At 61.9% G+C, this 26,215-nt stretch carries 24 protein-coding genes; 14 read left to right on the forward strand and 10 right to left on the reverse strand.

The genetic code is table 11. The annotated features are described in order from the left end of the window. Window positions 1-53 precede the first annotated feature (53 nt). Window positions 54-959: a LysR family transcriptional regulator gene (locus tag H043_RS0114655; protein WP_218187165.1), complete on the reverse strand. Its 906-nt coding sequence runs from the start codon at window positions 957-959 to the stop codon at window positions 54-56. 114 nt (window positions 960-1,073) lie between these two features. On the opposite strand from H043_RS0114655, the gene H043_RS0114660 reads away from it, so the two are divergent. Continuing rightward, window positions 1,074-1,952 (forward strand): MBL fold metallo-hydrolase, encoded by an 879-nt coding sequence (locus tag H043_RS0114660; protein ID WP_027612485.1) that lies wholly within the window; start codon window positions 1,074-1,076, stop codon window positions 1,950-1,952. Window positions 1,953-1,997: 45 nt separating this feature from the next. Next, window positions 1,998-2,612 (forward strand): NAD(P)-dependent oxidoreductase, encoded by a 615-nt coding sequence (locus H043_RS0114665; protein ID WP_027612486.1) that lies wholly within the window; start codon window positions 1,998-2,000, stop codon window positions 2,610-2,612. Between the two features lie 123 nt (window positions 2,613-2,735). Here the strand turns inward: H043_RS0114665 and H043_RS0114670 are convergent, their stop codons facing one another. Then, entirely contained in the window at window positions 2,736-3,617 is an 882-nt protein-coding gene (locus H043_RS0114670; RefSeq protein ID WP_027612487.1) for a LysR substrate-binding domain-containing protein, read from the reverse strand. Window positions 3,618-3,843: 226 nt separating this feature from the next. On the opposite strand from H043_RS0114670, the gene H043_RS0114675 reads away from it, so the two are divergent. The 6 genes from H043_RS0114675 (at window position 3,844) to H043_RS0114700 (ending at window position 11,316) form a co-directional block, all read left to right on the forward strand. Beyond that, window positions 3,844-5,481, forward strand: a complete 1,638-nt coding sequence (locus H043_RS0114675) for a 5-guanidino-2-oxopentanoate decarboxylase (protein WP_027612488.1) — start codon at window positions 3,844-3,846, stop codon at window positions 5,479-5,481. Then, on the forward strand, window positions 5,478-6,929 hold the full coding sequence (locus H043_RS0114680) for an aldehyde dehydrogenase family protein (protein ID WP_049827889.1): 1,452 nt from the start codon (window positions 5,478-5,480) through the stop codon (window positions 6,927-6,929). The genes H043_RS0114675 and H043_RS0114680 overlap by 4 nt, the downstream gene beginning before the upstream one ends. 217 nt (window positions 6,930-7,146) lie before the next feature. Further along, window positions 7,147-8,250 carry an ABC transporter substrate-binding protein gene (locus H043_RS0114685; RefSeq protein ID WP_027612490.1) on the forward strand — a complete coding sequence of 368 codons (1,104 nt, stop codon included), beginning with the start codon at window positions 7,147-7,149 and terminating at the stop codon, window positions 8,248-8,250. 243 nt (window positions 8,251-8,493) lie between these two features. Continuing rightward, on the forward strand, window positions 8,494-9,402 hold the full coding sequence (locus H043_RS0114690; protein WP_027612491.1) for an ABC transporter permease: 909 nt from the start codon (window positions 8,494-8,496) through the stop codon (window positions 9,400-9,402). Continuing rightward, window positions 9,399-10,247, forward strand: coding sequence for an ABC transporter permease (locus H043_RS0114695; RefSeq protein ID WP_027612492.1), 849 nt, complete (start codon window positions 9,399-9,401; stop codon window positions 10,245-10,247). The genes H043_RS0114690 and H043_RS0114695 overlap by 4 nt, the downstream gene beginning before the upstream one ends. A 13-nt stretch (window positions 10,248-10,260) precedes the next feature. Continuing rightward, on the forward strand, window positions 10,261-11,316 hold the full coding sequence (locus tag H043_RS0114700) for an ABC transporter ATP-binding protein (RefSeq protein ID WP_027612493.1): 1,056 nt from the start codon (window positions 10,261-10,263) through the stop codon (window positions 11,314-11,316). Between the two features lie 126 nt (window positions 11,317-11,442). Here the strand turns inward: H043_RS0114700 and H043_RS0114705 are convergent, their stop codons facing one another. Then, window positions 11,443-12,372 carry an AraC family transcriptional regulator gene (locus tag H043_RS0114705; protein ID WP_027612494.1) on the reverse strand — a complete coding sequence of 310 codons (930 nt, stop codon included), beginning with the start codon at window positions 12,370-12,372 and terminating at the stop codon, window positions 11,443-11,445. Window positions 12,373-12,802: 430 nt separating this feature from the next. On the opposite strand from H043_RS0114705, the gene H043_RS0114710 reads away from it, so the two are divergent. Together H043_RS0114710 and H043_RS0114715 are read left to right on the forward strand one after the other, a co-directional pair. Next, complete coding sequence (locus H043_RS0114710) at window positions 12,803-13,156, forward strand: antibiotic biosynthesis monooxygenase family protein (protein ID WP_027612495.1); 354 nt, start codon at window positions 12,803-12,805, stop codon at window positions 13,154-13,156. A 43-nt stretch (window positions 13,157-13,199) separates the two neighbouring features. Continuing rightward, on the forward strand, window positions 13,200-13,442 hold the full coding sequence (locus tag H043_RS0114715) for a hypothetical protein (RefSeq protein WP_007965872.1): 243 nt from the start codon (window positions 13,200-13,202) through the stop codon (window positions 13,440-13,442). A gap of 6 nt (window positions 13,443-13,448) precedes the next feature. On the opposite strand, the gene H043_RS0114720 is transcribed toward H043_RS0114715, so the two are convergent. Further along, a complete protein-coding gene (locus H043_RS0114720) occupies window positions 13,449-14,078 on the reverse strand; it encodes a flavin reductase family protein (RefSeq protein WP_027612497.1) in 630 nt (209 codons plus the stop codon). Window positions 14,079-14,337: 259 nt separating this feature from the next. Next, window positions 14,338-14,628, reverse strand: a complete 291-nt coding sequence (locus H043_RS0114725; RefSeq protein ID WP_027612498.1) for a hypothetical protein — start codon at window positions 14,626-14,628, stop codon at window positions 14,338-14,340. Between the two features lie 343 nt (window positions 14,629-14,971). Here H043_RS0114725 and H043_RS0114730 point away from each other — a divergent pair, with 343 nt between their 5' ends. Then, window positions 14,972-15,727 carry a membrane protein gene (locus H043_RS0114730; RefSeq protein ID WP_027612499.1) on the forward strand — a complete coding sequence of 252 codons (756 nt, stop codon included), beginning with the start codon at window positions 14,972-14,974 and terminating at the stop codon, window positions 15,725-15,727. 131 nt (window positions 15,728-15,858) lie between these two features. Here H043_RS0114730 and H043_RS0114735 read toward each other — a convergent pair whose 3' ends face one another. From H043_RS0114735 to H043_RS0114755, 5 genes are all read right to left on the reverse strand, one after another. Then, window positions 15,859-17,178, reverse strand: a complete 1,320-nt coding sequence (locus H043_RS0114735) for an MFS transporter (RefSeq protein WP_027612500.1) — start codon at window positions 17,176-17,178, stop codon at window positions 15,859-15,861. Between the two features lie 304 nt (window positions 17,179-17,482). Continuing rightward, window positions 17,483-18,814, reverse strand: coding sequence for a sigma-54 dependent transcriptional regulator (locus H043_RS0114740; protein WP_027612501.1), 1,332 nt, complete (start codon window positions 18,812-18,814; stop codon window positions 17,483-17,485). Next, complete coding sequence (locus tag H043_RS0114745) at window positions 18,814-20,574, reverse strand: ATP-binding protein (RefSeq protein ID WP_027612502.1); 1,761 nt, start codon at window positions 20,572-20,574, stop codon at window positions 18,814-18,816. The genes H043_RS0114740 and H043_RS0114745 overlap by 1 nt, the downstream gene beginning before the upstream one ends. 78 nt (window positions 20,575-20,652) lie before the next feature. Continuing rightward, window positions 20,653-20,847: a hypothetical protein gene (locus H043_RS0114750; protein WP_027612503.1), complete on the reverse strand. Its 195-nt coding sequence runs from the start codon at window positions 20,845-20,847 to the stop codon at window positions 20,653-20,655. A gap of 179 nt (window positions 20,848-21,026) precedes the next feature. Next, window positions 21,027-22,550, reverse strand: a complete 1,524-nt coding sequence (locus H043_RS0114755; RefSeq protein WP_027612504.1) for a fumarate hydratase — start codon at window positions 22,548-22,550, stop codon at window positions 21,027-21,029. 523 nt (window positions 22,551-23,073) lie between these two features. On the opposite strand from H043_RS0114755, the gene H043_RS0114760 reads away from it, so the two are divergent. From H043_RS0114760 to H043_RS0114770, 3 genes are all read left to right on the forward strand, one after another. Next, complete coding sequence (locus tag H043_RS0114760; protein ID WP_027612505.1) at window positions 23,074-24,180, forward strand: GGDEF domain-containing protein; 1,107 nt, start codon at window positions 23,074-23,076, stop codon at window positions 24,178-24,180. Next, window positions 24,173-25,108, forward strand: a complete 936-nt coding sequence (locus H043_RS0114765; protein WP_027612506.1) for an iron-sulfur-binding ferredoxin reductase — start codon at window positions 24,173-24,175, stop codon at window positions 25,106-25,108. Before H043_RS0114760 ends, H043_RS0114765 begins: the two co-directional genes overlap by 8 nt. Window positions 25,109-25,288: 180 nt before the next feature. Beyond that, window positions 25,289-26,038 (forward strand): enoyl-CoA hydratase-related protein, encoded by a 750-nt coding sequence (locus H043_RS0114770; RefSeq protein ID WP_027612507.1) that lies wholly within the window; start codon window positions 25,289-25,291, stop codon window positions 26,036-26,038. Window positions 26,039-26,215 lie beyond the last annotated feature (177 nt).

Consider the following 26,215-nt stretch of genomic DNA (forward strand, 5'->3'; position numbering starts at 1 on the left):
CAGACTGATACACCGCCTTCGCGAGCAAGCCCGCTCCCACAGGGGCATCGGATTTACAGGCCCATATCCCATTCGGGATTTTCCGGGAATCGTTCGACGAGAAAATCCAGCATGCTGCGCAGCGCCGCCGGCATGTGCTTGCGCGAGGCGTACACCGCGTAGATGTTCATCTGCCGCGGCTCGGCATTCGGCAGCAGGCGCACCAGTTCACCGGCATGCACATGCACCCCGGCCTGATAGGTCGGCAGCATCGCCACCCCCGCGCCGGCCAGGGTCGCGCGCAACAGGGTGCTGGCCTCATTGGCGCTGATGTTGCCCTGCACCGGGACCGACACGGGCTCGCCGTCCTCCTCGAAATGCCACAGGCTCTTGCCGAAGTAGGAGTGGGTCAGGCAGTTGTGTCGGCTCAGGTCCTCGACCCGTTGCGGTGGCGGGTTGTCGCGCAAATAAGTCGGTGCGGCGCAGACCACCGAGCGGCACACGGTCAGGCGCCGGGCGATCAGGTTCGGATCGAGGTCATTGCTGGTGCGGATCGCCAGATCGATGCGTTCATCCACCAGATTCACCGTGCGGTCGAGCATCTGCAGGTCGATGCTGACCCCGGGGTAACGTTTGACGTACGCCGCCATGGCATCGGCCAGTTGCGCCTGGCCGAACGAAGTACTGACGCTGATACGCAGCAATCCTCGCGGTGCATCGTGTGGTTCACTGACTGCCGCCTGCATGTCGGTCGAGAGTTCGAGCATCTGCCGACAGCGCGGCAGGATTTCGCTGCCAGCGGCAGTCAGGCTCAATTTGCGCGTGGTGCGGTGCATCAGGCGCGCACCGACCCAGTCTTCCAGCTCCGCCAGATAGCGCGACACCACTGGCCGTGACAGGTCCAGATGATCGGCTGCCGCCGACTGGCTGCCCAGATCGACCACTGTGACAAACACCCGCATTGCTTGAAGACGATCCATGATTTGCCCGCTTTCAGAAACAAACTATGTCCAAGCATCGCATTTTTTGTACCGAGTCAGGCAACTAAGCTCTGTCCCATCGCCAAACACGGCATTCGGACCACGGAGCAACAGATGATCGGCTTCACTACCCTCAAGCGCGTTTTACTGGCCACCGCCACCCTCGGTTTCGCGGCCCACGCCGCTGCCGCCAATCTGACCCTGGATGTCTACAACCCAGGCACCAACGCGATTTTCCCGGTGACTTCGGTGCTGGTCAGCGGCGAGAAAGACGCGATTCTGGTCGATGCACAATTCGGCAAGGCCCAGGCCGAGCAGGTGGTGGAGAAGATCCGCGCCAGCGGCAAGCATCTGACCACCATTTACATCAGCCACGGTGACCCGGATTACTACTTCGGCCTCGACACCCTGACCCAGGCCTTCCCCGACGCTGAAGTGCTGGCCTCGCAGCCGACCGTGGATCACATCAACAAAACCGTCGCCGGCAAACTCGCCTTCTGGGGCCCGAAAATGGGCGCCGACGTACCGGCCAAAACCATCGTGCCGGGCGTGCTCAAGGGCGACAGCCTGATGCTCGAAGGGCAGAAGTTGCAGGTGGTCGGTCTTGAAGGCAAACAACCGGATCGCAGCTTCGTGTGGATTCCGTCGCTCAAGGCTGTGGTCGGTGGCGTCGTGGTCGCCGAGAACATTCATGTGTGGATGGCTGATACCCAGACCGCGCAATCCCACGCCGACTGGCTGCAAACCCTGCACTCGATCGAAACCCTGAAGCCGAAAACCGTGGTGCCGGGTCACTACCTGGGCGAGAGCAGCCGCTCGCTGGCCAGCGTGAAATTCACCGCCGACTACATTAAGGCTTTCGACGAAGAAACCGCCAAGGCCAAGGATTCCGCCGCACTGATCAAGGCCATGCACAAGCGCTACCCGAAACTCGGCGAAGAAAGCTCGCTGGAGCTGAGCGCCAAAGTCGCCAAGGGCGAGATGAAGTGGTAACCCGATTCTGAAAACGCAGCACTCTCAAGCCAACTGGAGAATGTCATGAGCAAGATCGCAATCATTGGTGCCACCGGCCGTGCCGGTAGCCAACTGCTGGAAGAAGCCCTGCGTCGCGGGCATAGCGTCACTGCCATCGCCCGCGACACCTCGAAGATCGGCGCGCGTGGCGGTGTGGTCAGCAAGAATGTCGATGTGCTGGATTCGACGGCGCTGCAAGCGGCAGTGGCCGGTCACGACGTGGTGATCAGCGCCGCGCATTTCGCCACGGTACCGGCCAGTGCCTTGGTCGGCCCGGTGAAGCAGGCGGGTGTGAAGCGTCTGCTGGTGGTTGGCGGTGCCGGTTCGCTGTTGCTGCCGGACGACACCCGAGTGATCGACAGCGCCGGTTTCCCCGCTGAGTACAAAACCGAGGCCAGCGCGGGCGCGGCGTTTCTTGATGCCTTGCGTCAGGAGAAGGATCTGGACTGGACTTTCCTCTCGCCATCGGCAGAGTTCGTCGAAGGTGAGCGCACCGGTACCTTCCGCGTTGGCAAGGATCATTTGCTGTTCAGTGCTGAAGGTCGCAGCTGGATCACCTTCGCCGATTACGCGATTGCGCTGATTGACGAAGTGGAAACGCCGAAGCATTCGCGTCAGCGGTTTACCGTCGGGTATTAAGCAACGACGCAGACCCAATGTGGGAGCGGGCTTGCTCGCGAAGGCGGTGTGTCAGCGACATTTGAAGTGATTGACACACTGCATTCGCGAGCAAGCCCGCTCCCACAGGGGGATCTGTATACTTCAGCGGGTATGCGCCTGTTCCACCAGCCAGATCATCAATTCCTCCAATTGCGGCGACGCCTCGCCGCCTTGTGGCATCACCACGTAGTAGCCCAGCCCCGTCTTCACCTTCAGATCAAACGGCATCACCAGCCGTCCGGCGCGCAGGTCATCGCCGATCAGCGACCAGTCGCCAATCGCCACACCCGTCCCATGCGACGCCATCGACATCGCCTGATCCAGCGTCTCGAAATGCTGCCCCATGTTGACGTTGCTCAACTGCAATTCGGCGGCGGTCAGCCACACCGTCCAGTCTTGGGTGTCGCGGGTCGGATGCAGCAGCAGATGCTGTTGCAGGTCGGCCGGTTCGCTCAGCGCCGGTGGGCCTTTCAATAATGCTGGCGAGCAGACCGGTGTCAGTTGCTCATCGAACAGATGCAGCGCGGTCGAGGAGTTGTCCGGCGGCGTGCCGTATATCACCGCCGCATCGAATTGCTCACGCTGAAAGTCGACGCCATGGGCCAGTGTAGTGGTCAGTTTGACCGGCACGTCCGGGCGTTCCTTTTGCCATTGCAGCAGGCGCGGCACCAGCCAGCGCATCACGCAACTTGGCGCCTTGAGTTGCAGGGTTTGCCGCTTGCGCCCGATCTGCTCGGTGGCCTCGCTGATCAAGCCGAAGATCTTCTCCACCCGGGGCAGCCATTCACGTCCTTCGGCGGTCAGCTCCAGGCCTCGGGCCAGACGGATGAACAACTCATACCCCAGATGAGCTTCCAGCCCGGCAATCTGCCGGCTCACCGCGCCCTGAGTGATGTGCAACTGCTCGGCCGCCCGGGTGAAGTTGCAGCACTGCGCAGTAATCAGAAATGTGTGCAGGGCGGGCAGGGGAGGCAGTCGTTTCATGTGGATCCAAGGTATGACGTGAGGACATGGCTAGTATGACTTTTAATCGATTGTTGCCGCTACCTGCCGCCCGTTCAATGAGCCCATTCAAGGGCTCTTTGTAGGAGTGAGCCTGCTCGCGATTGCGATGTGTCAGTCACTGCGATGTTGAATGCACCGAAGTCATCGCGAGCAGGCTCACTCCTACACGGGATCTGTGTTTTCAGCTGACAAAAGGGCAATCGACATGGCGACGTGTGGCGAAGTACTGGTCAAGTTACTCGAGGATTACGGGGTCGAGCAGGTGTTCGGCATTCCCGGGGTGCACACCGTGGAACTGTATCGCGGGCTGGCCCGTTCGAGCATCAACCACGTCACTCCACGGCACGAGCAGGGCGCCGGATTCATGGCTGACGGCTATGCGCGCACCAGCGGCAAACCGGGTGTGTGCTTCATTATTACCGGCCCAGGCATGACCAACATCACCACCGCGATGGGCCAGGCCTACGCCGACTCGATCCCGATGCTGGTGATCTCCAGCGTGCAGACCCGCAGCCAGTTGGGTGGCGGTCGCGGCAAACTCCATGAGTTGCCGAACCAGAGCGCGCTGGTCGGTGGCGTCGCTGCGTTCTCCCACACCCTGATGTCGGCGGCGGAATTGCCCGGCGTGCTGGCCCGTGCTTTCGCACTGTTTCAGGCCGGGCGTCCGCGTCCGGTGCACATCGAGATTCCGCTGGACGTGCTGGTGGAAGAAGCCGATGAACTGCTCGCCAGCATTCCGGTGCACATCGACCGCGCCGGGGCCGCACCGGCTGCCGTACGGCGCATGACTGACTTGCTGGCCGGCGCTCAGCGTCCGTTGATCCTCGCCGGTGGCGGCGCGATCGATGCCGCCGCCGAACTCACCGAACTGGCCGAGCTGCTCGACGCCCCGGTGGCGCTGACCATCAACGCCAAAGGCATGTTGCCCTCCAGCCATCCGTTGCTGATCGGCTCGACGCAAAGCCTGGTCGCCACTCGCGCACTGGTGGCCGATGCCGACGTGGTGCTGGCGATCGGTACCGAACTGGCCGAAACCGATTACGACGTGACCTTCGCCGGCGGCTTTGAAATCCCCGGCAAGTTGCTGCGCATCGACATCGACGCCGATCAGACCGTGCGCAACTATCCGCCGCACGTGGCCTTGGTCGCCGACTCGCGCAACGCTGCGCATGCACTGCTCGGCGCACTGTCGCAGCAGGCGCTGGCCGAGCGGCGTAACGATTGGGGCCAGGTGCGGGCAGCGCGTCTGCGCGATGAACTGGCCGCGACCTGGGATGCGCCAACCCTGGCCCAGACCCGTTTTCTGGAAACCGTGCTGCACGAATTGCCGGACGCAGTGTTCGTTGGCGATTCCACACAACCGGTGTACACCGGCAACCTCACCTTCAACCCGGAGCGACCACGGCGCTGGTTCAACTCGTCCACTGGTTACGGCACCCTCGGTTATGCCCTGCCGGCGGCTATTGGCGCGTGGCTCGGTGGCGGCATTGAGGGTGGCGCTCGTCCGCCAGTGGTGTGCCTGATCGGCGACGGCGGCTTGCAGTTCACCTTGCCGGAACTGGCCAGCGCGGTTGAAGCGCACACGCCGGTAATCGTCCTGCTGTGGAATAACCAGGGCTACGAAGAGATCAAGAAGTACATGGTCAACCGCGCCATCGAACCGGTCGGCGTCGATATCTACACCCCGGATTTCATCGGTGTGGCCAAGGCCCTTGGCTGCGCCGCCGAAGCGATCAGCACGGTTGAACAATTGCGCGGCGCGCTGCGTGCTGCCATCGATCGTCAGGGCCCGACCCTGATCGAAATCGACCAGAGCCAATGGATGCAGGCGGTGGCCCAATGATCAATTTCCCAACCACCCTCGATGGCCTGTACATCACCGGTCATTGGTCGGCCGGGCGTGAGCATCTGCGGGTGATCAACCCGGCCACCGAAGCGCTGCTGACCACGGTCAATGGCGGCGATGAACGCGCGGTTGATCTGGCCGTCAGCGCCGCCACTGAAGCGTTCAAGCGCTGGTCGAAAACCACTGGCGCCGAGCGTGGCGCGATTCTGCGCAACATCGCCAACGGCGTGCGCAACGGTCGTGACCACTTGATGAAGTTGCAGTCGAGCAACAACGGCAAACCGCAATTCGAAGCGGCGATCGATGTCGATGATGTGATCGCCACTTTCGAGTATTACGCCGAATTGGCCGAAGGCCTCGACGCACAACTCGACAGCAACGTGGCGCTGCCCAGCGATGACTTCAGCGCGCGTCTGCGTCGTGAACCGTGCGGTGTGGTCGGGCTGATCGTGCCGTGGAATTTCCCGATGGTCACCACCGCGTGGAAACTTGCGCCTGCCTTGGCCGCCGGTTGCTGCGTGGTGCTCAAACCGTCGGAAGTCACGCCGCTGCCGGAGCTGGAACTGGCGGCGATCATTGCCGAGTCCGGCTTGCCCGACGGTGTGTTCAACCTGGTTTGCGGCACCGGTCTGGCGGTCGGTGCACCGCTGTCGGCGGACCCGCGCATCGCCAAGATCTCTTTCACAGGCAGCAACGCCGTCGGCGTGCAGGTGATGCAGCGCGCCGCCGAAACGGTGAAGGGCGTGAGCCTGGAACTGGGCGGCAAATCTTCGCTGTTGGTGCTTGAAGATGCCGATTTGGAACTGGCGGTGGAACTGGCCTGCGGCGGCGGTTTCTTCAACGCCGGGCAGATGTGCTCGGCCACCAGCCGGGTGCTGGTCGCCGATGAGCTGGCCGATGAGTTTCTTGAGCGTCTGCAAAAGCGCGCGCAAGCGATTCGCGTGTCCGATCCGTTCGACCCGGACGTGGAGATGGGCGCGCTGGTCAATCAGGCGCAATACCAGCGTGTGCTCGGCCACATCGACCGCGGTTTGAGTGCCGGGGCGAAGCTGGTGTGCGGCGGCAATCGTCCGGCGCATCTGCCGCGCGGCTATTTTTTGCAGCCGACGGTGTTCACCGATGTGCCCCTCGACAGTGCGTTGTGGTGTGAAGAGATTTTCGGCCCGGTGCTCTGCGTGCGCAGTTTCAGCAGCGAAGCCGAGGCGATTGCCTTGGCCAACGACAGCCAGTTCGGGCTGGTCGCCAGTGTGGTGACGCGTAACGCCGAGACCGCCGACCGCGTCGCCAACGCCCTGCAGGCGGGGCTTGTATGGCTCAACGCGCCGCAAGTGATCTTCCCGCAGACGGCGTGGGGCGGCTACAAGCAGAGCAGCATCGGCCGTGAATTGGGGCCGTGGGGCCTGGCTGCGTTTCAGGAAATCAAACACGTGATCCGCGCGCTCTGAGCGCCCGAAAAAGGTGAGCGCATGCCTCGCAACGAGGCATGCGTCGGTGTCATGGCTTCGATGAGTTTTTATCGATAGTCAGGTGTATTGCACGACCTCAGGATGAACCCGTCGGCAGCGCTGCAGGCCTTTTAATACAAGGCCTGCAGCGGTTCCGGCCGCGCGGATGCAACGGTTGCGACCAACCTCATACTTAAAAGAACAAAGGGAGTCCTTCATGGGCGAGCATGATCTGAACAGGCGTCAATTCATTAAAACCGTCGGCGTCGCCTCGGTAGCGGCGGCGGCCCTGAGCATGCCCTTCATCCGGGCCAGCGCCAGCGACACGCGGTTCGCCGGCAAGACCCTGCGCTTGTTGACCTGGTCGGATGACACCGGCCTCGCCGCACTGCGCAACATTGCCGCCACCTTCGAGGCCAAGACCGGCGCCAAGGTCATCGCCGACCGCACCGGCAGCACCTCGGAAATGGTCGCCAAACTCAAGGCCGGCGGTGACCGTCCGCAGTACGACATCATCACCCTGGCCGGGGTTGGCGCCGAAGGTCTGGCCGCCGCCGGGCTGCTGGAAAAACCCGACCTCAACCGGATTCCAAACCTGATCGACGTACCGGAAAAATACCGCACAGGCGCCAACGGGCACGGCATCGGTTACCTGCTGTGGTGCAACAGTCTGGTCTACAGCACCCGCACCCTCAAACAGGCACCGGACAGTTATGCCGCGCTGTGGGATGCCGATCTGGCGCCGAACATTTTCCTGCCGCCGCCGAACTGGACCGAGGCCATGGACCTGATCATCATCGCCGCGAAACTGGCCGGCGGTGACGAACACAACATCGAACCGGGCTTCAAGAAACTCGCCGAGCTGAAGGATCGCGTGGTCACCCTCGGCGAGAACCCGAACCAGATCGCCGAGCTGTTCCGCACCGGTTCCCTGGACATGGGCGGCTTGTACGCCCCGGCATTTTTCCCCAAGCAGATCCGCGATCCGAACTATGGCCTCGGTGCCACGTTCGGCATGAAGGAAGGTTTCTACACCGACCTGATGCTCTCGGTGATGCCGAAGAACCGTCCGGGCGACACCGACCTGGCCTACGCCTTCATCGACCACTCTCTCGACCCGCTGGTGCAGGGCAAGATGGCCGAAGACATCTTCAACGGCCCGGTCAACGCCAAGGCGATCATCTCCGCCGAAGCGCGCAAGAGCCCGTACATCCTCACACCGGAGCAGATTGCCGAGAAGGCGATCATGCACGACAACGCCTTCCTGGCGACCGTGCATGACCAATGGATTCGTCGCTATACGGAAATTTTTTCTTCCTGACGCCGGCCTCCCGAACACCACGGGCCCCCTGTGGGAGCGAGTCCTGTGGTGAGGGGATTTATCCCCGATGGGCAGCGTAGCTGCCCCAAGATCAGCAAATACGGTGCATCAAATGTACCGCGCACGATGGTTTTGCGACTGCTTCGCAGCCGGTCGGGGATAAATCCCCTCACCACAAAAAATGACTCCCACAGGAGATTGAGGTGTTTGCGAGATTAGCTTTCCATTGACGAGATCATTGCTATGGAACATCAATCCCTGACCCAACCCGTCGGCGCCGCTGATTTGCGCCCGGCGCGCGGTATTTCGCCGACGGCGCGGGCGTGGTTTTTCCTCACGCCGTCGATGCTGTTTCTCGGTGTGCTGATCGCCGCCAGCCTGCTGGTGCTGCGCATGAGCGTCGGCACTAAAGGCGCGGAATGGAGCGGGTTCAGCCTCGCCAGCTACGCGCAATTGCTCGAACCCTATTACCTCAAATCCCTGCTGCTGACCCTGCGTCTGGCGCTGATCAGCGCAGTGATCGCGGTGCTGCTGGCGATCCCGGTGGCGTACACCATGTCACGGCTGACCTCGCCGTTCGTGCGGCGGATTTTCCTTGCCGCAGTGTTGCTGCCGCTGCTGGTCAACCTGCTGCTGCAAAGCTACGGCTGGCTGGTGATTCTCGGCCCGGGCGGGATGCTCAACCAGACGCTGATGGGCCTGGGCCTGATCAAGCGTCCGATCATGCTGCTGTACAACCAGAACGGCGTGCTGATGGGCCTGGTGCAGACCGCGTTTCCTTTGGCCGTGCTGCCGATTGCCAGCGCCATGCGTGGTGTTGCGCGTACCTACGAAGAGGCGGCGGCGACACTGGGCGCCAGTCGTTTTCAGGTGTTCCGTCAGGTGGTGTTGCCGATGAGTCTGCCGGGGATCATCACCGGGGCGACGCTGGTGTTCGCCTACAACGCCAGCAGTTTTGTCGTGCCGTTGCTGCTCGGTGGCCGCCGTGTGCCGATGCTCGCGGTGATGGTGCATGACCAGATCGCGCCGCTGATGAACTGGCCCGCGGCATCCGCTGCCGGGGTGGTGCTGATCGTCACCACGCTGGCGATCATGACCCTGTCTGAATACATCACCGGCCGTCGTCGGCGTCTGCTGGAGGCTTCGCAATGAGTACCCTGACCAACAAGCGCATGGCGCTGCTGCCCGGCGACACCGGCAAGCTCGCCGGAATCCTCTCCGGGTTCATTCTGCTGCTGGCGGTGTTGCCGATCCTGACCATGATCGTCATGTCGTTCAGCGGTGCGTCGAACCTCGACTTCCCGCCGAGCAGCTACAGCCTGCAGTGGTACAAGGCGGCCTGGCACACCTTCGTCTCGCCAGACGCCAGCGACGTGCTGAGCCTCGGTCAGGCCATGGCCACCAGCCTGCTGGTGTCGTGTCTGACCATGGTTTTCGCCACGTTGATCGCGGTGCCCGCCGCCTATGCGCTGACCCGTTGCGAGTTCCGTGGTAAAGCCGTGGCGCTGCAACTGATGTCGCTTCCGCTGGTGTTTCCGATGGTGGTGTTGGGGCTGGCGTTGCTGCTGGTGTTCGACAGCCTGCCGTTTCACCTGACCACCTCGCGGTTGGTGATTGCCCACGTGATTCTGGCGCTGCCGTTCGTGGTGAAAAACTGCACCGCCGCCATGCTCTCCATCGGCAGCGAAGTCGAAGAGGCGGCGCGGATGCTCGGCGCTTCACCGCTGCGGGCGATTGTCGACGTGGTGGTGCCGTTGATGAAGTCGGGGATTCTGGCGGGGATGCTGCTGGCGTTCATCGTCTCGTTCAACGAATTCACCGTGACCTATTTCCTCTACACCATCGACGTCATGACCGTGCCGATCTGGATGTACAGCCGCACCGTGTCATCGCTCGACCCTACCGTGTTCTCGTTTGCCGTGCTGATCGTGCTGATCGACTTCGTCCTGATCTGGGCGCTGGAGAAGCTGGTGGGCGAGGGCGGCGTTTCCTTTTGATTTGAGGTGCAACATGACTGGTCTGATTCTGGAAAACGTCGAGAAATTCTACGGCTCGGCTTGCGCGGTACAGGACGTCAATCTGCATTTGCCGGAAGGCCAACTGGTGTGTTTTCTCGGCCCGTCGGGCTGCGGCAAAACCACCTTGCTGCGGATGATCGCCGGGCTGGAGACCCTTACCGGCGGCGAGATTCGCCTCGATGGCGAGAACATCGGTCACACCCCGGCGCACCTGCGCAACTTCGGCATGGTGTTCCAGTCGCTGGCGCTGTTCCCGCACATGACCGTCGGCGAGAACATCGCCTACCCGCTGAAACTGCGCGGCGTGAGCAAGGCCGAGCAGCAGGCGCGGGTGGTGGAGTTGCTGGAGTTGATTCAGCTGCAAGCAATGATCGATCGGCCGGTGGCGAAGCTTTCAGGCGGGCAACGGCAGCGGGTGGCGATTGCCCGGGCCATCGCCTCGCGGCCGAAAATTCTTTTACTCGACGAACCGCTGTCGGCGCTGGACGCCAAGCTGCGCGAGTCGATGCAGGTGGAAATACGTCAGCTGCAACAGCGCTTGAACATCACCACGATCATGGTCACCCACGATCAGCGCGAAGCCATGACCATGGCCGACATCGTCGTGGTGCTGGGCGAGCACAAGGTGCAGCAGGTGGGCACACCGATCGAAATCTACCGGCACCCGGCCAACGAGTTCGTCGCCGACTTCATCGGTTCGGGCAACATTTTTCCGGCCACGGCGCTGGGTGACGGCAAGGTCAGTTTGCCGGGCGGTGATGCGCTGCAAGTGCCGATCTGCAGCAGCATCGAAGCGGGGCAGAAGGTGAAGATGCTGATTCGTCCGGAGGATCTGCAACTGTCCGCGCCACAAGCCACGGCGGGCAATCGCTTGCTCGGCAAGGTGACGTTCGTGCGCGATATCGGCGCGACCATCGAGACCACGGTGGAGTGTTCCGGGGTGACGTTCACCGCGTTGAGTACGCCGTGTCAGGGGATCGGTTTGGGGGTCGGGCATCCGGTGTCGGTGACGTTGCCGAGCGAGGCGTGTCGAGTGTTGGGGGCTTGATCCGGATTTGATGTTGGCCTCGCTGGCCTCTTCGCGAGCAGGCTCGCTCCCACATTTGGAAATGCGTTCCTCTGTGGGAGCGAGCCTGCTCGCGAAAGCGCCAGATGCAGCAACGCCAAGTCCGGATCAGACCGACTGCCGCAACCGCGCCAGATCCCTTAACGGCGGCGCACCAAACAAGCGGCTGTACTCGCGGCTGAACTGCGACGGGCTTTCATAGCCCACGCGATAGCCCGCCGCCGACGCTTCCAGCCCTTCGGCCAGCATCAGGCGCCGCGCTTCCTGCAGGCGCAATTGCTTCTGGTACTGCAACGGACTCATCGCGGTCATCGCCTTGAAGCGGTGATGCAGGGTTGAAACGCTGAGGTTGACTTCTTTCGCCAGATCATCAATGCGCAGCGGCTGTTCGAAGTTGCCGTTGAGCCATTTGATCGCCTGGCTGATGCGGTGGCTCTGGCTGTTGGCAATCGCGATTTCATACAAGCGATGGCCCTGCGGACTGCGCAGCAGGCGATAAAGAATCTCCCGGCGAATCAGCGGCGCGAGCATGGCGATGTCTTTCGGCGCATCCAGCAGTCGCGCCAGACGCAACACCGCGTCGAGCATCGCGCTGTCGATCTTTTCCACATACAGGCCGCGCCCGGTCGGTCGGGTCGGCACGCCCATGGGGCCGGCGTCGGCAATCAGTGCGGTGATTTCCGCCGGGTCGATGTCCAGGCGCACGGCGAGAATCGGATCCTCCGGCGAGACATTCACTACCCGTCCGCTGAGCGGCATCGAGACCGAGACCACCAGGTAATTCAGCGGGTCGTAATTGAAGAACTCATCGGCCAGGCGCACCTCTTTGCGGCCCTGGGCCATGATGCACAGCGCCGGTTGCGCCAGCACCGGGGCGAAGTCATGGGACTGGGTATGGCGCGACATGAACAGCGAGCCGATGGCGGTCTGATAACTGCCGTCGTCCGTGGTGTTGCGGCGGATGATCGCCGCGAGTTCTGCACGCTGTTTTTCCATGTCGGCATCGGGCGGAGACTGGAAACGATCGAATGACGTCATGCACGGCATCCTCGGCAAGGAATCTGGAATGGGGCAGAGCATATGTTTGTGCAAGCGCCAGCGGTAGACACATCCTGTCAAATGCTTGCCTGATTCTGCATGGGCTGCTTTTGCGTGCCGGCCATCAGCCCGCGACCGCCACCTTACCCCTTGGGTCGAAGACCCCTGTAGGAGCTGCCGAAGGCTGCGATCTTTTGATTTTAAAAACAAAAGTCAAAAGATCGCAGCCTTCGGCAGCTCCTACACAAAAGCGTTGTGACAGCGGTGTGACAGGTTTCTACCCATCGATGCGGGGCGTTTGTGCAGTCTCGCAGGATTGTGCAACGCAGCGGCAGGAATCGACTAACGGCACCTTGCGCCCGGCCCTTAACCTTTGATCCTGTCGCAGCCCGTCCCCCGGCTGCCACGCGACTCCCTGGGAGGGTTGAACATGTCCAAGCAGATTCCCGTCAGTCATATGGCCTTCGTTCGAGCGCGCGCCGGACGCTCCGCCGAACTGGGTGTACGCCTCAGTGCCTTGATCGAACCGTCACGCAACGCCCCCGGTTGCCTGAACTTCGCCCTGCAGCATTCGCAATGCGATCCGGAGCTGTGGCTGGTCTCCGGTTTCTGGAGCCATCAACAGGCAATGACCGCGTATTTCAACAGCCCGTCGATGCAGATCTTTGCCGAACTGGTCCAGGACCTGGTGGTCAACAGCCTGGATTTCCACACCTTCAAAGAGGTGTCGGCAGCGCAGGCGCTCGGACAATGTCCGGCACCGATACACAAACTCGCCGGTTGAGGGTTTAATGTCCGGCTTATTCATCTGAGCCAGGATGTGTGCCATGGCACGTAAAGAGTTTGAACACTTCGAAGCAGTCTCCGCAGTCGTCCCTGTCGAGTTGGGCGGCAACAAGGGTTACCACGCGGCAATCGCGGTCAAGGCCCTGGTCGATGGCGGTGCGCCACGCTTCCACAAACTGCTGGGTGATCAGGTTTTCCCCGGCGCCATCGCTGCCGATGAGGCTGCCATCAATGAGCTGGACCGCCTCAAGGGCGTCACTGATGACGCCGAGCTGATCTGGTAACTGCGCTTACTTGTCCGCCCCCGGGCGCCACATCTTGAACAGGGCTTCAGGCCCCAACTGGAAATAATCCGCCGGCCCGCCGCCGCGCAGAATCGGTTCTGCCGCGGCGGTGTCGTAGATCCCGTCCTTCAACAGCCATTTGGCGATATGCACGGCGACCACTTCGCCGAGAATCAGCCAGCTCGGCACGGTTTCGCCATCGGCGCGCTGCAACTGGATGATCTGCGTGACCTTGCACTCGAAGGACACCGGGCTTTCGGCTACCCGTGGTACCGCAATCACCTTCGACGCCACTGACGTCAGCCCGGCCAATTCAAACTCGTTGACCTCAGGCGCGACCATCGCGCAGCTCTGGTTCATCTGCTCGGCCAGCGGCCGGGTGGCGAGGTTCCAGGCGAACTCGCCGGTCTGCTCGATGTTGTTCAGGCTGTCTTTGCGCCCGATGCTGGAGAAACCAATGATCGGCGGAATGTAGTTGAACGCGTTGAAGAAACTGTAAGGCGCAAGATTCAGCTGGCCGTCGGCATCCTGCGAAGAAATCCAGCCGATGGGACGCGGGCCGACGATGGCGTTGAACGGATCGTGGGGCAGGCCGTGGCCGTTGGCGGGTTCGTAGAAGTGGATGTCATCGGACATGGCTGGAGGTTCCTGGAGGGCGTTTGTAGGAGGCAATAGTGCAAGTCTGAAACAGCATTTTCCAGTCACACAAAGATATTCCAGTTGATGCAATCCCCTTTGTGGCAGCGGGTTGCTCGCGAATGCAATCTTTCAGTTGCCACAGTGGTTGACTGACCCGGCGCTTTCGCGAGCAAGCCCGCTCCCACAGGGGATATTTGCCATGCCCCAGAAATGACTAAGCCCGGCCGAAGCCGGGCTGTGCGCTTTACGACTGCAATCAGCTGATCGAAGCGGATTGGGTGCGGTCGTAGCCGTCAGCGGCGAAGGCAGCCGAACCGGTGCGGTCGTAGCCGTCTTCAGCAAAGGTCGCCGAACCGGTGCGGTCGTAGCCATCCTCGGCGACGGTTGCCGAGCCAGTGCGGTCGTAACCATCGGCAGCGACGGCCGAGCCAGTGCGTTCGTAACCATCGGCAGCGACGGCCGAGCCAGTGCGGTCAAAACCGTCGGCAGCAAAGGTGTTGGCGGCCATTACGGACAAGGCGAAAGCGAGGATCAGTTTGGTTTTCATGTGAGTGACTCCAGATTCGTTGGCGGGTGTGTCTTGCATGGGTTTAATGCTACGCCAACTAAATTGATAAAAAAGCGCAAATAAATGCTAAAAACAATCGATTAACTTGATATTAAGGGCGGCGCATTGAATGGGCTTCCACTGTCGGGAGCGAACGCCGCGCGGGTCATCGATCAGGTAGTGGCAGGATGCCGGGGCAGCATTAATGGGGGATTAATCGCTGTTTTTCGCGATATGACGGATTTTTCATCTGTTGCCGACCGGTTTTTCACCGGTGCGACGCCAGTCTGCCCACGGCCAGAAAACCAAGAACCGGCCGTCCCACACTGGAGCTTTGCTTGCGATGAACAAACTGCCTCAAATCACCCTGGCGTTCTGGGTCATGAAAATCTGCGCGACGACCCTGGGGGAAACCGCGGGGGACTTGCTGTCGATGACGCTCAACGTCGGGTACGCCCTCAGCTCGCTGATCCTGATCAGCGTGTTCGTGCTGACCCTGATCAGCCAACTGATGGCCAAGACCTACAAGCCGCTGCTGTACTGGATCGTGATTCTGTCGACCAGCACCGCCGGCACCACCATGTCCGACTTCATGGATCGCACCCTTGAACTGGGCTACGCCACCGGGTCGATGATCCTGATTGCGATTCTGTTGGCGATCTTTACCGCCTGGCGCCTGAGCGGCGATTCGCTGAACGTCAGCAAGGTGCAGACTTTCCGCGGCGAGATGTTCTACTGGATGGCGATTCTGTTTTCCAACACCCTGGGCACGGCGCTCGGTGACTACCTGGCCGATGATTCGGGCCTGGGTTTTGCCGGTGGCGCGCTGCTGATCGGCTCGACCATTGCCGTGGTCGTGGCACTCAAATACTTCACGAAGATTTCGTCGGTGCTGTTGTTCTGGGTGGCGTTCGTGCTGACCCGGCCGTTCGGTGCGACCCTGGGCGACCTGATGACCAAGTCCCATGAAAAGGGCGGCCTGGACTTCGGCACCATCGGCTCGTCGGCGGTGTTGGCGGGGATTCTGCTGGTGATGATTGTCGGCGCGTCGTATGCGCAGAAGCGTTATGGCAAGCCGCCGGTTGCCGAGTTGACTTGATACCGAGTCGCCTCATTCGCGAGCAGGCTCGCTCCCACAGGGGACTTGTGTCGATCACGATCCAATGTGGGAGCGAGCCTGCTCGCGAAGGGGCCATCACAGCCACCGTTGCAGTGGCTGTGAAAACCCGATCAGTCAGTCACGATCCGCGAATGTTTCTGCGTGTCTTTCATGGTGATGTACACCAGCAGCGACACCGCGATGCACGCGGTCACGTACCAGTAGTAACCGGTTTCCATGCCGATGCTCTTGAACCACAGCGCGATGTATTCGGCGGTGCCGCCGAAGATCGACACGGTCAGTGCGTACGGCAGGCCGACGCCCAGCGCGCGGATTTCGGTCGGGAACAGTTCGGCTTTCACCACGGCGTTGATCGAGGTGTAGCCGCTGACGATGATCAGTGCCGCCATGATCAGGAAGAACGCGCCCCACCAGGTCTGGATGGTGTGCAGGGTCATCAGGATCGGCACGGTGAAGATCGTCCCGAGTACGCCGAAAGCGATCAGGATCGGACGCCGACCGATCTTGTCCGACAGGCCACCGATGATCGGTTGCAGGCACATGAACAGGAACAGCGTGGCGGCGGAAATGGTGGTCGAGTCGGAGATGCTCATGCCGACGGTATTCACCAGGTATTTCTGCATGTAGGTGGTGTAGGTGTAGAACGCCAGCGTCCCGCCCATGGTCAGGCCGACCACGGTCAGCAGTTCTTTCGGGTGCCGCAGCAAGGTGCGCATCGCGCTTTCCTTGGACTTCTCTTTCTTGGTGAACGACTCGGTTTCTTCCATGCCGCGACGCAGGTACAGCGCGACGACCGCGCACAGCGCGCCGATGGCGAACGGAATACGCCAGCCCCACGCGTACAGCTGTTCGGTGGTCAGCATGTTCTGCAAAACGATCAGCACGCCCAGGGCGATGAGCTGACCAGAGATCAGGGTCACGTACTGGAAGCTGGAGAAGAAGCCGCGACGTTCCTTGGTCGCCATCTCCGACAGATAGGTGGCGGAGGTGCCGTATTCACCGCCGACCGACAGGCCCTGCAGCAAACGGGCGAAGACCAGCAGGATCGGCGCGCCGATGCCGATGGTTTCATAGTTGGGGCTGAGGGCGATCAGCAGCGAGCCGAAGCACATCAGGTAGACCGAAGCCATCAAGGCTTTCTTGCGACCGACCTTGTCGGCATAGAGACCCATCAGCCAGCCACCGATCGGACGCATCAGGAAGCCCACGGCGAAGATCGCGGCGGTGTTCATCAGTTGCGCGGTGGTGGAACCGGCGGGGAAGAAGGTCTTGGCGAAGTACAGCGAGAAAGCGGCGTAGACGTACCAGTCGTACCACTCGACCATGTTGCCGACCGAGCCGCTGAAGATCGATTTGATCCGGCTGGCGGTGGTTCTTTCTTTGGCGGGCGCGGCAGCCGACCCAAGGGGCAGGGCGTTGGAGTTATCCATTGAAGGATCCTTCGTTTAATTGTTTTTGTGGAGCGCGTTGGAACGCAGCCTGCTGGGGCTATAGCAGGAGCTGTGCCAACGGGGGAAGGGCCGGTTTAGAGGGGGCGGCAGGATTTTATGAGCGGAAATCCGCTTATTGCCTGATTTGATTGAGCGGAAAATCGCTCATTAGAGTGGATATTTGCTGCGGCTCAACGGGCCCCTTCGCGAGCAGGCTCGCTCCCACAGAGGAAGACGCGGCGAGCACAAATCCCATGTGGGAGCGAGCCTGCTCGCGAAGTGGCCACTAGCGGCAATCAATAAATCAGCTGCCCGGAACAAACATCTCCCGACTCAACCCATGCCGCTGCAGCTTTTCATTGAAGGTCCGGCGCGGCAGTTGCAACTCTTCCAGCACCGCTTTCACATCGCCCTTGTGCCGGGTCAGCGCCGCGCGCAGGCATTGCGCTTCAAAGGCTTCCTGCTGCGCGGCGAGAGACTGGCCCGGATCGATGCCCTGCACCGGCTCATCCAGCCCCAGCACCTGGCGCTCGGCGACATTCGCCAGTTCCCGCACGTTGCCCGGCCAGTCGTGGCTGAGCAGGTGACTCAATTGCGCCCCGCTCAACGGTGGGAAAGTGCGGCCCAGACGCTGGGCGGCGCTGAAGGCGAACGATTCGAACAGCAGCGGAATGTCTTCGCGACGATCGCGCAACGGCGGCAGGCGCAGCTCGGCGACGTTCAGGCGATACGCCAGGTCTTCGCGAAAACGTCCGGCGCGGGCCTCATCCAGCAGATCAGGTTTGGTCGCGGCGACGATCCGCAGATCGACACGAATGCTCTGGTTCGAGCCAAGGCGCTCCAGCTTCTGCTCCTGCAACACCCGCAGCAATTTCACTTGCTGAGCCAGCGGCATGCTTTCGATTTCATCGAGGAACAACGTGCCGCCATCGGCATATTCCAGTTTGCCGATGCGCTTGCCGGACGCGCCGGTGAACGCGCCACTTTCATGACCGAACAGCTCGGCTTCGAACAACTGCTCGGGGATCGCCGCGCAGTTCAGCGCCACGAAGGGCTTGTCGGCGCGCGGGCCGAAATCATGCAGGCAGCGGGCGATCAGTTCCTTGCCGCTGCCGGTTTCACCGCGGATCAACACGTTGACCGGCAGCGCCGCCAGATCCAGCACTTGCCGGCGCAAAGTCTGCATGCCACGGGACACGCCGAGCAGCGTCGCATCGAGTCTGGCGCGGTGGTCGGCCTGCTCGTGCAGGGCGCGGTTTTCCAATACCAGTCGCCGCTTGTCGAGTGCCCGGCGCAGGCTGCCGAGCAGGGTTTCCGGGCTGAACGGCTTTTCCAGAAAGTCGTAGGCGCCGTCACGCATGGCTTCGACCGCCATCGGCACATCGCCGTGACCGGTCAGCAGTATCACCGGCAAATCGCTGTCACGGCGCTGCACTTCGGCCAGCAACTGCAGCCCACTGAGCCCGGGCATGCGCACATCGCTGAGGATCACCCCGGGGAAGTGGCTGGGCAGTGCGGCGAGGCAATCCTCGGCGCGGCTGAACAGCTGCACCGCGAACCCCGACAGGCTCAGCCATTGCTCCACAGCGCTGCGAATGCTGCTTTCGTCATCGACCACCATCACCGAGTTGAGCATCAGATGTGTGCCTCCAGATCGATCGGCAGGGTCAGGCTGAACACCGCGCCGGCCTCGCCATTTTCAACGCTCAGACGCCCGCCGGATTCATGCACGATTGCGAACGATACTGCCAGCCCCAGGCCCAGACCGTCGCCCACCGGTTTGGTGGTGAAGAACGGGTCGAACACCTGATTCAGGTGCTGTTCGGCAATCCCGCCGCCATTGTCGATCACGCTCAGGCGCCACAGTTGTTCGTCCACCTCCAGGCGAATTTCCAGGCGCTTGCACGGTTTGCCCTGCATTGCATCGAGGGCATTGCGCAGCAGATTGATCAGCACCTGTTCGAGGCGTATTGCATCACCACGCACCCAGGCCGGACGCGTCAGGTGCAGCACCAGACTGACCTGTTCATCACGCAGGCGCGCGTCGAGCAGTTGCAGCGACTGATCGACCACGGTCGCCAGATCCAGCCGTTCGCGCAGGCCGCTGGGGCTCTTGCGGGCGAAGGTTTTCAGATGGCCGGTGAGCGAAGCCATGCGCGTGAGCATGTCGTCCACCGGTTTGAGCGCCTTGTACGCATCATCGACGCGGCCATGTTCGAGCAGCAGGCGCAGCGTCGCCAACTGCATGCGTTGCGCGGTCAGCGGTTGATTGATCTCGTGGGCCAGTGCGGCGGACATCTGCCCCAGCGCCGCGAGCTTGGCCGATTGCACCAGACCGTCCTGCGCGGTGCGCAGATCGCGGGTGCGTTCTTCGACCAGTTGTTCGAGTTCTTCGCGGTTGCGCTGACGGACTTTCGACAGGCGCCAGCGCTGATTGAGGAACAGCAGCAAAAACACCAGCGCCAGCCATACACCTGCGGCGGCCAGCCCGGCGTTGCGTAAGTCTTCGAAAGCCACTTGCGGGCGGCGCAACAGGTGCAGGGTCCAGCCTTCGGTGGCCAGCGGCAGCGATTCCCACAAGTAGTCCGCCGTTCCGTCCGGGCCTTCGACCCGGCGCAGGTCGCTGTTGTCGTCGAAGTGACGCAGCGACAAATGCGTCAGCGGGATCAGCGATTGTTTGTCGTACTGGCGCGTGCGCTTGATCTCGTCCATGTCGCGGCTGTCCAGCGGCCGCAACGAGCGATAGCGCCAGCCGGGCTGGTTGGCGATGAAGATGATCCCGCGTGCATCGCTGACCAGCAGCGTGTCGCTGCCCTGGCTCCATTCGCGCTCAAGCTCGGGGAACTCCAGTTTGACTACCATCGCGCCAAGGAACTCGGCGTTGTCGCCGAGCACCGCGCTGGACAGAAAATAGCCGGGGATGCCGCTGGTCACCCCCACCGCATAAAAGCGCCCGCTGCCCTGAGTGCGGGTCTGGCTGAAGTACGGACGAAAACCGTAGTTGTGGCCGACGTAACTGCTCGGCAGGCGCCAGTTGCTGGCGGCCACCGCGAGGCCGCTGTGATCGAGCAGTTCGAGGGTCGAGGACTGCGCCGCGCCGTTGATCTGCTCCAGCTTCAGATTCAGCACATTCTGTTGTTCCGCGCCCACCGGCCCGGCCAGCGCGCTGCGCAATTGCGGGTCCAGCGCCAGCACGGCGGGCAGGGCGCGATAGCGGTCGATCAGGGTGTGCAACGAGTTGGCATACAGCGCCAATTGCTGGCTGGCGCGGGTGGCGTCTTCCTCCATCGCCTGGCGTTCGGCGTGGCGGATGGCAAGGGTCGCGGCGATGGCCGCACCGGCAATGATCAGCAGGGTGTACAACGACAAACGCAGGGTACGGGAAGTCGGCAGCATGCTGGGCTAATGGATAGAGGGACGGGCGGGCACGATAGCATGGGCCTGCCCGTCCTTCTCGTCTGACGCGTTACCTGATCAGACCGCCGTGAACCGGTGTGAGTGTGAAAGCAGCATGGTGCGGGTATAAGCCAGCTCGCCAATGATGGCTTGCGTGGCCTGTGTCAGGCTTTCGACGCTGTCACTCGAACAAACCAAACGCTTGCTGAAAGTGGCAATCGTCGAACTCTTGGCGATGGAGGGCGGGGTGATACTGAGGTCTTGATCAGCCATGAGTCACATACATTGCACAGGCGAAGACGCAGATGGATTGACGCTAACAACAATCATGGCAGCGCACACCTGTCAGATCTGACAGGTGCGCTCAAGCCCAAGGTATGTGTCGTTCTCCCAGGCATAAAAAAGGCCGGCCTGTCGTATGACGGGCCGGCCTTTTTACAGCTGCGAAACGCTTACTGCACTTCTACCGCCAGGCTTTCGGCGATCTTCTGTTGCCAGATCGCCGGGCCGGTGATGTGTACCGACTCACCGTTGCTGTCCACCGCGACGGTGACCGGCATGTCCTTGACCTCGAACTCGTAGATCGCTTCCATGCCCAGCTCGGCGAAGGCCAGCACCTTGGACTTCTTGATGGCCTGGGCCACCAGATAAGCGGCGCCGCCCACGGCCATCAGGTACACGGCCTTGTTGTCCTTGATCGCTTCGATCGCGGTCGGGCCACGCTCGGATTTGCCGATCATGCCCAGCAGGCCGGTCTGCTCAAGGATCTGACGGGTGAACTTGTCCATCCGCGTCGCGGTGGTCGGGCCAGCCGGGCCAACCACTTCGTCACCGACCGGATCAACCGGGCCGACGTAGTAGATAAAGCGACCTTTCAGATCCACCGGCAGGGTTTCACCCTTGTTCAGCATCTCGACCATGCGCTTGTGCGCCGCGTCGCGACCGGTGAGCATCTTGCCGTTGAGCAGGACGGTTTCGCCCGGCTTCCAGCTCTGCACTTCTTCCGGGGTCAGGGTGTCGAGGTTGACGCGACGGGCCGACGGGCCGGCTTCCCAGACGATTTCCGGGTAGGCATCCAGCGATGGCGCTTCCAGCGAGGCCGGGCCAGAACCGTCGAGCACGAAGTGCGCGTGACGGGTGGCGGCGCAGTTCGGGATCATGCACACCGGCAGCGAAGCGGCGTGGGTCGGGTAGTCCATGATCTTCACGTCGAGCACGGTGGTCAGGCCACCGAGACCCTGGGCGCCGATGCCCAGCTGGTTGACCTTCTCGAACAGCTCCAGACGGATCTCTTCGATACGGTTCTGCGGGCCACGGGCTTTCAGTTCGTGAATGTCGATGGATTCCATCAACACTTCCTTGGCCATCACTGCGGCTTTCTCGGCGGTACCGCCGATACCGATGCCCAGCATGCCCGGTGGGCACCAGCCGGCGCCCATGGTCGGAACGGTCTTGAGCACCCAGTCAACGATCGAGTCGGACGGATTGAGCATGGCCATTTTCGACTTGTTCTCGGAACCGCCGCCCTTGGCCGCCACGTCCACTTCCACGGTGTTGCCCGGGACGATGGAGTAGTGGATGACCGCCGGGGTGTTGTCCTTGGTGTTTTTGCGAGCGCCTGCCGGGTCGGCAAGGATCGAGGCACGCAGGACGTTTTCCGGCAGGTTGTAGGCGCGGCGCACGCCTTCGTTGATCATGTCGTCCAAGCTCATGGTCGCGCCATCCCAGCGCACGTCCATGCCCACACGCACGAACACGGTGACAATGCCGGTGTCCTGGCAGATCGGCCGGTGGCCGGTGGCGCACATGCGCGAGTTGATCAGGATCTGCGCGATCGAGTCACGGGCCGCTGGCGATTCTTCGCGCAGGTAGGCTTCGTGCATCGCCTGGATGAAATCCACGGGGTGGTAATAGGAAATGAACTGCAGGGCGTCGGCAACGCTCTGAATCAGGTCGTCTTGCTTGATCACGGTCATGAGTCGCGCTCCTCTAAAAGACGGGAACATTCAATAAGGTGCCTGCGGCTTGGGTACATCGGTCGGTCGCAAGCACCTTTCAAGGCACGCCGGGGCTGCTGGCGCGACGCTAAAAAGGCGCGGCAGTATACCGCGCCTCTTCGGGGCATACACGCGTCGGCAGTCATTCGTTGGTCGCATGGTTGGGCGAATATCGAACATCGGGTTTGCACTTCAATACCCACCCCCCTCACCCCAGCCCTCTCCCCCAAGGGGGCGAGGGGGGGAAGGGAGGCGATTTGTGGCGAATTCAAAACCTGAGTTCGGCATGAGGTATCAGGTCGGCGTATCTCAAATAAACAATGCGGTCAGTTCCCTCTCCCTCGGGGAGAGGGCTAGGGTGAGGGGCATTTGAGGCCACACTTTTGACGTCAATTTTCGAGCCCGAAAATCGGTGGTCATTTATCGACCGCCCCTCTAAAGTGGCATCCGGTCTGTAGAGTAGGACACTCGGTCAGCCTCCTATCGCACGGTGAGTCAACGATTGACCCATAACGCCATTCAACGTCTTTTGCTCAAGCGCTTTGCCCTCGCCGCAGCCACCTATGGATTGGCTTTGCTGCTGCTGTGGCTGGCGTTTTTCACCGGGCATTACCCGCAATCATTGAACAGCGTGGCCATCGGCAGCGCGCTGGTGGTCATCTGCCAGGCCACGTTGTTTACGCTGTTCTGGTCCGGGCGCAACCAGCGCTTTGCCGACCCCAGCCTGACCGAAGCGCAAGTGCTGCTCGGGCTCGGCTGGCAGACCTGGCTGATCGCCCATCTGGATGAAGCACGCGGCGCGTTTCTGGTGTTCTACGTACTGATCCTGCTGTTCGGCCTGTTTCATTTAACCCGGCGCGCGTTCATTCGTTGCGCGCTGCTGGTGTTCTTCAGTTTCTGTGCGATCACCCTCTGGGACGGCTACCACTTCCGTCTGCCGGATCCGGCGCTGGCGGCGTTGCAGGTGTGCATTCTGGCGATGGTGCTGGCGTGGCTGGTGATTTACGCACGCTTCGTCCAGGTTTCACGGCAGCGCATGCGCCAGCGCCGGTTTGCCTTGCAGGCGCATCAGGACACCCTGCGCGGGATGATGCGCCAACTCGAAGATCTGGTGGCCACCGATGAACTGACAGGACTGTTCAATCGCCGGCATTTTCTGCGTCTGGCCTCACGGGAGCTGGCGGAGATGGAACCGGGCGTGGTGCATGGTCTGGCGCTGATCGACCTCGACCACTTCAAACGTATCAACGACCTGCACGGCCATGCCGCGGGCGATCAGGTGTTGCAGGCGTTCGCCGGCGTGGCAGGTGCCTGCCTGCGTGATGGCGACGTGCTGGCGCGTTACGGTGGCGAGGAATTCGTGGTGTTGCTGCCCGACTGCGATGCCGAACGCCTGACGGCCTGTTGTGAACGCCTGCGCATTGCTTTCACCGACGTCGAACTGGTGGGCCTGAACGTGCGCAGCCTTAGCCTGTCGGCGGGCATGACCCTGCTGGAGCTGGGCGATGATCTGGACGACGCCTTGCAGCGTGCCGATCAGGCGCTGTACCGGGCCAAGCGCGACGGGCGCAATCGCTGTGCAGCGGCATGGGAGAATGTGGATGCCTGAACTTCGCGTCGGTGACCGGCAATGGCCGGTGGCGGCGGGCAGCAATTTGCTCGACGCGCTGAATCAGCACGGCGTCGCGGTGCCTTACAGCTGCCGCGCCGGCAGTTGCCATGCCTGTCTGGTGCAGTGCGTGAGCGGCTTGCCCGCCGACAGTCGCCCGGATGCCTTGAGCGCCGAACAGCGCCAGCAAGGCTGGCGGCTGGCTTGTCAGTGTCAGGTCACGGAAGATTTGCAGGTACACACCTTCGACCCCGTCACCGACGGGCGCCCGGCGGTGGTCGAGGCGCTGGACTGGCTCAGCGATAACGTCCTGCGTTTGCGCCTGACCCCGCAGCGACCGCTGCGCTACAGCGCCGGGCAACATCTGGTGCTGTGGATCAACCACATCGCCCGACCGTATTCGCTGGCGAGCCTGCCGCAGGAAGACCGTTTTCTCGAATTTCACCTCGACTGTCGCCAGCCCGGCGAATTCAGCGATGCGGCGCGGCGCCTGCAGATCGGCGACCCGATCCGCCTCGGCGAACTGCGTGGCGGCGCGCTGCATTACGATCCGGACTGGCACTCGCGCCCGCTGTGGCTGCTGGCGGCCGGCACCGGGCTGGGCCCATTGTTCGGCGTGCTGCGCGAAGCCTTGCGCCAGGATCATCAGGGCGCCATCCGCGTCATTCACCTGGCCCATGACGCGCGCGAGCACTATCTGGCCAAACCCCTGGCGGCGCTTGCTGCGCAGCGCGAAAACCTCAGCATCGAGCTGTGGACGGCGGCCGAGTCAGCCGCCGCTTTGGCGCAACTGCGCCTTGTTTCCCGGCAAACCCTGGCCTTAGTCTGCGGCTCAACCGCCAGCGTCGATGCGTTTGCCAAGCGTCTGTACCTGGCCGGACTGCCGCGCAATCAACTGCTGGCCGATGTGTTTCTGTCCCGCAGTTAAGCGCTGAATCTCGTGTGAAGGTGAACTCCTGTGGCGAGGGGATATATCCCCGATGGGCTGCGCAGCGGCCCCGGGATTTTGTGAGTGCTGCGCACTCAATCGGGGATAAATCCCCTCACCACAGAAGTTTTGCCTCACCAAAAGAACTTTGTCAGCCCTTTTAAATGTTGAGTAACGCTGATGACCGAAGCCATCCTGCTCGAACGCGAACGCGGTTTGCTCACCCTGCGCTTCAATCGCCCGGACAAGAAAAACGCCCTGACCCGCGCGATGTACAGCCACCTCGCCGAGGCCTTGAGGCTGGCCGACAACGATCCTGACATCAACGCCGTGCTGATCACCGGTAGCGCCGATTGCTTCACCGCCGGCAACGACATCGCCGACTTCATCCAGCAACCGCCGAGCGACCTCGACAGCCCGGTGTTCCACTTCATGCTCAACCTGCTCGAATGCCGCAAACCGGTGATCGCCGCTGTGGCCGGCGCAGCGGTGGGCATCGGTACCACGTTGTTGCTGCATTGCGATCTGGTCTACGTCAGCCGCGATGCCCGGTTGCGCATGCCGTTCGTCAACCTCGGGCTGTGCCCGGAGTTCGGTTCCAGCCTGATCCTGCCGCGTTTGCTCGGACACGCGAAAGCGGCGGAGCTGTTGCTGCTCGGCGAAGGATTCAGCGGTGAGCAGGCGGCGCAGTGGGGCATTGCCACTGAGGCGTTGGGCAGTGGCGAAGCGGCGCTGAACAAGGCGCGGGAGATGGCGTTGCGTTTCGATGAACTGCCAGTAGATGCAGTGCGCATCAGCAAGCAATTGATGAAGGCGCCGGATCGCGAGCTGATCCGTAAAGTAATCGAGGAGGAGGGCGCGTTGTTCACTCAGCGACTGCGCTCGCCGGAGGCGTTGACGGCGTTGACCGGGTTTATCAAACGGCATTGAGTCTTCGGGTGGCTGTACTGCCCTCATCGCGAGCAGGCTCACTACTACAGGGGAACGCACTTCAAATGTAGGAGTGAGCCTGCTCGCGATAGCATTGGATCAGCCAACACATCTTCAGGATCAGAATACAAAAAGCCCCGGCACTCACATGCCGGGGCTTTGTTTTTTCAGCGAATC

Origin of the sequence: Pseudomonas sp. URIL14HWK12:I6 (assembly GCF_000514195.1) — a bacterium.
In the GTDB taxonomy this organism is placed as follows: Bacteria; Pseudomonadota; Gammaproteobacteria; order Pseudomonadales; family Pseudomonadaceae; genus Aquipseudomonas; species Aquipseudomonas putida_A.

Coding starts and splice junctions, on each gene's coding strand:
- H043_RS0114655 (WP_218187165.1), bottom strand. CDS start 959: ATGGATCGTCTTCAAGCAATGCGGGTGTTTGTCACAGTGGTCGATCTG.
- H043_RS0114660 (WP_027612485.1), top strand. CDS start 1,074: ATGATCGGCTTCACTACCCTCAAGCGCGTTTTACTGGCCACCGCCACC.
- H043_RS0114665 (WP_027612486.1), top strand. CDS start 1,998: ATGAGCAAGATCGCAATCATTGGTGCCACCGGCCGTGCCGGTAGCCAA.
- H043_RS0114670 (WP_027612487.1), bottom strand. CDS start 3,617: ATGAAACGACTGCCTCCCCTGCCCGCCCTGCACACATTTCTGATTACT.
- H043_RS0114675 (WP_027612488.1), top strand. CDS start 3,844: ATGGCGACGTGTGGCGAAGTACTGGTCAAGTTACTCGAGGATTACGGG.
- H043_RS0114680 (WP_049827889.1), top strand. CDS start 5,478: ATGATCAATTTCCCAACCACCCTCGATGGCCTGTACATCACCGGTCAT.
- H043_RS0114685 (WP_027612490.1), top strand. CDS start 7,147: ATGGGCGAGCATGATCTGAACAGGCGTCAATTCATTAAAACCGTCGGC.
- H043_RS0114690 (WP_027612491.1), top strand. CDS start 8,494: ATGGAACATCAATCCCTGACCCAACCCGTCGGCGCCGCTGATTTGCGC.
- H043_RS0114695 (WP_027612492.1), top strand. CDS start 9,399: ATGAGTACCCTGACCAACAAGCGCATGGCGCTGCTGCCCGGCGACACC.
- H043_RS0114700 (WP_027612493.1), top strand. CDS start 10,261: ATGACTGGTCTGATTCTGGAAAACGTCGAGAAATTCTACGGCTCGGCT.
- H043_RS0114705 (WP_027612494.1), bottom strand. CDS start 12,372: ATGACGTCATTCGATCGTTTCCAGTCTCCGCCCGATGCCGACATGGAA.
- H043_RS0114710 (WP_027612495.1), top strand. CDS start 12,803: ATGTCCAAGCAGATTCCCGTCAGTCATATGGCCTTCGTTCGAGCGCGC.
- H043_RS0114715 (WP_007965872.1), top strand. CDS start 13,200: ATGGCACGTAAAGAGTTTGAACACTTCGAAGCAGTCTCCGCAGTCGTC.
- H043_RS0114720 (WP_027612497.1), bottom strand. CDS start 14,078: ATGTCCGATGACATCCACTTCTACGAACCCGCCAACGGCCACGGCCTG.
- H043_RS0114725 (WP_027612498.1), bottom strand. CDS start 14,628: ATGAAAACCAAACTGATCCTCGCTTTCGCCTTGTCCGTAATGGCCGCC.
- H043_RS0114730 (WP_027612499.1), top strand. CDS start 14,972: ATGAACAAACTGCCTCAAATCACCCTGGCGTTCTGGGTCATGAAAATC.
- H043_RS0114735 (WP_027612500.1), bottom strand. CDS start 17,178: ATGGATAACTCCAACGCCCTGCCCCTTGGGTCGGCTGCCGCGCCCGCC.
- H043_RS0114740 (WP_027612501.1), bottom strand. CDS start 18,814: ATGCTCAACTCGGTGATGGTGGTCGATGACGAAAGCAGCATTCGCAGC.
- H043_RS0114745 (WP_027612502.1), bottom strand. CDS start 20,574: ATGCTGCCGACTTCCCGTACCCTGCGTTTGTCGTTGTACACCCTGCTG.
- H043_RS0114750 (WP_027612503.1), bottom strand. CDS start 20,847: ATGGCTGATCAAGACCTCAGTATCACCCCGCCCTCCATCGCCAAGAGT.
- H043_RS0114755 (WP_027612504.1), bottom strand. CDS start 22,550: ATGACCGTGATCAAGCAAGACGACCTGATTCAGAGCGTTGCCGACGCC.
- H043_RS0114765 (WP_027612506.1), top strand. CDS start 24,173: ATGCCTGAACTTCGCGTCGGTGACCGGCAATGGCCGGTGGCGGCGGGC.
- H043_RS0114770 (WP_027612507.1), top strand. CDS start 25,289: ATGACCGAAGCCATCCTGCTCGAACGCGAACGCGGTTTGCTCACCCTG.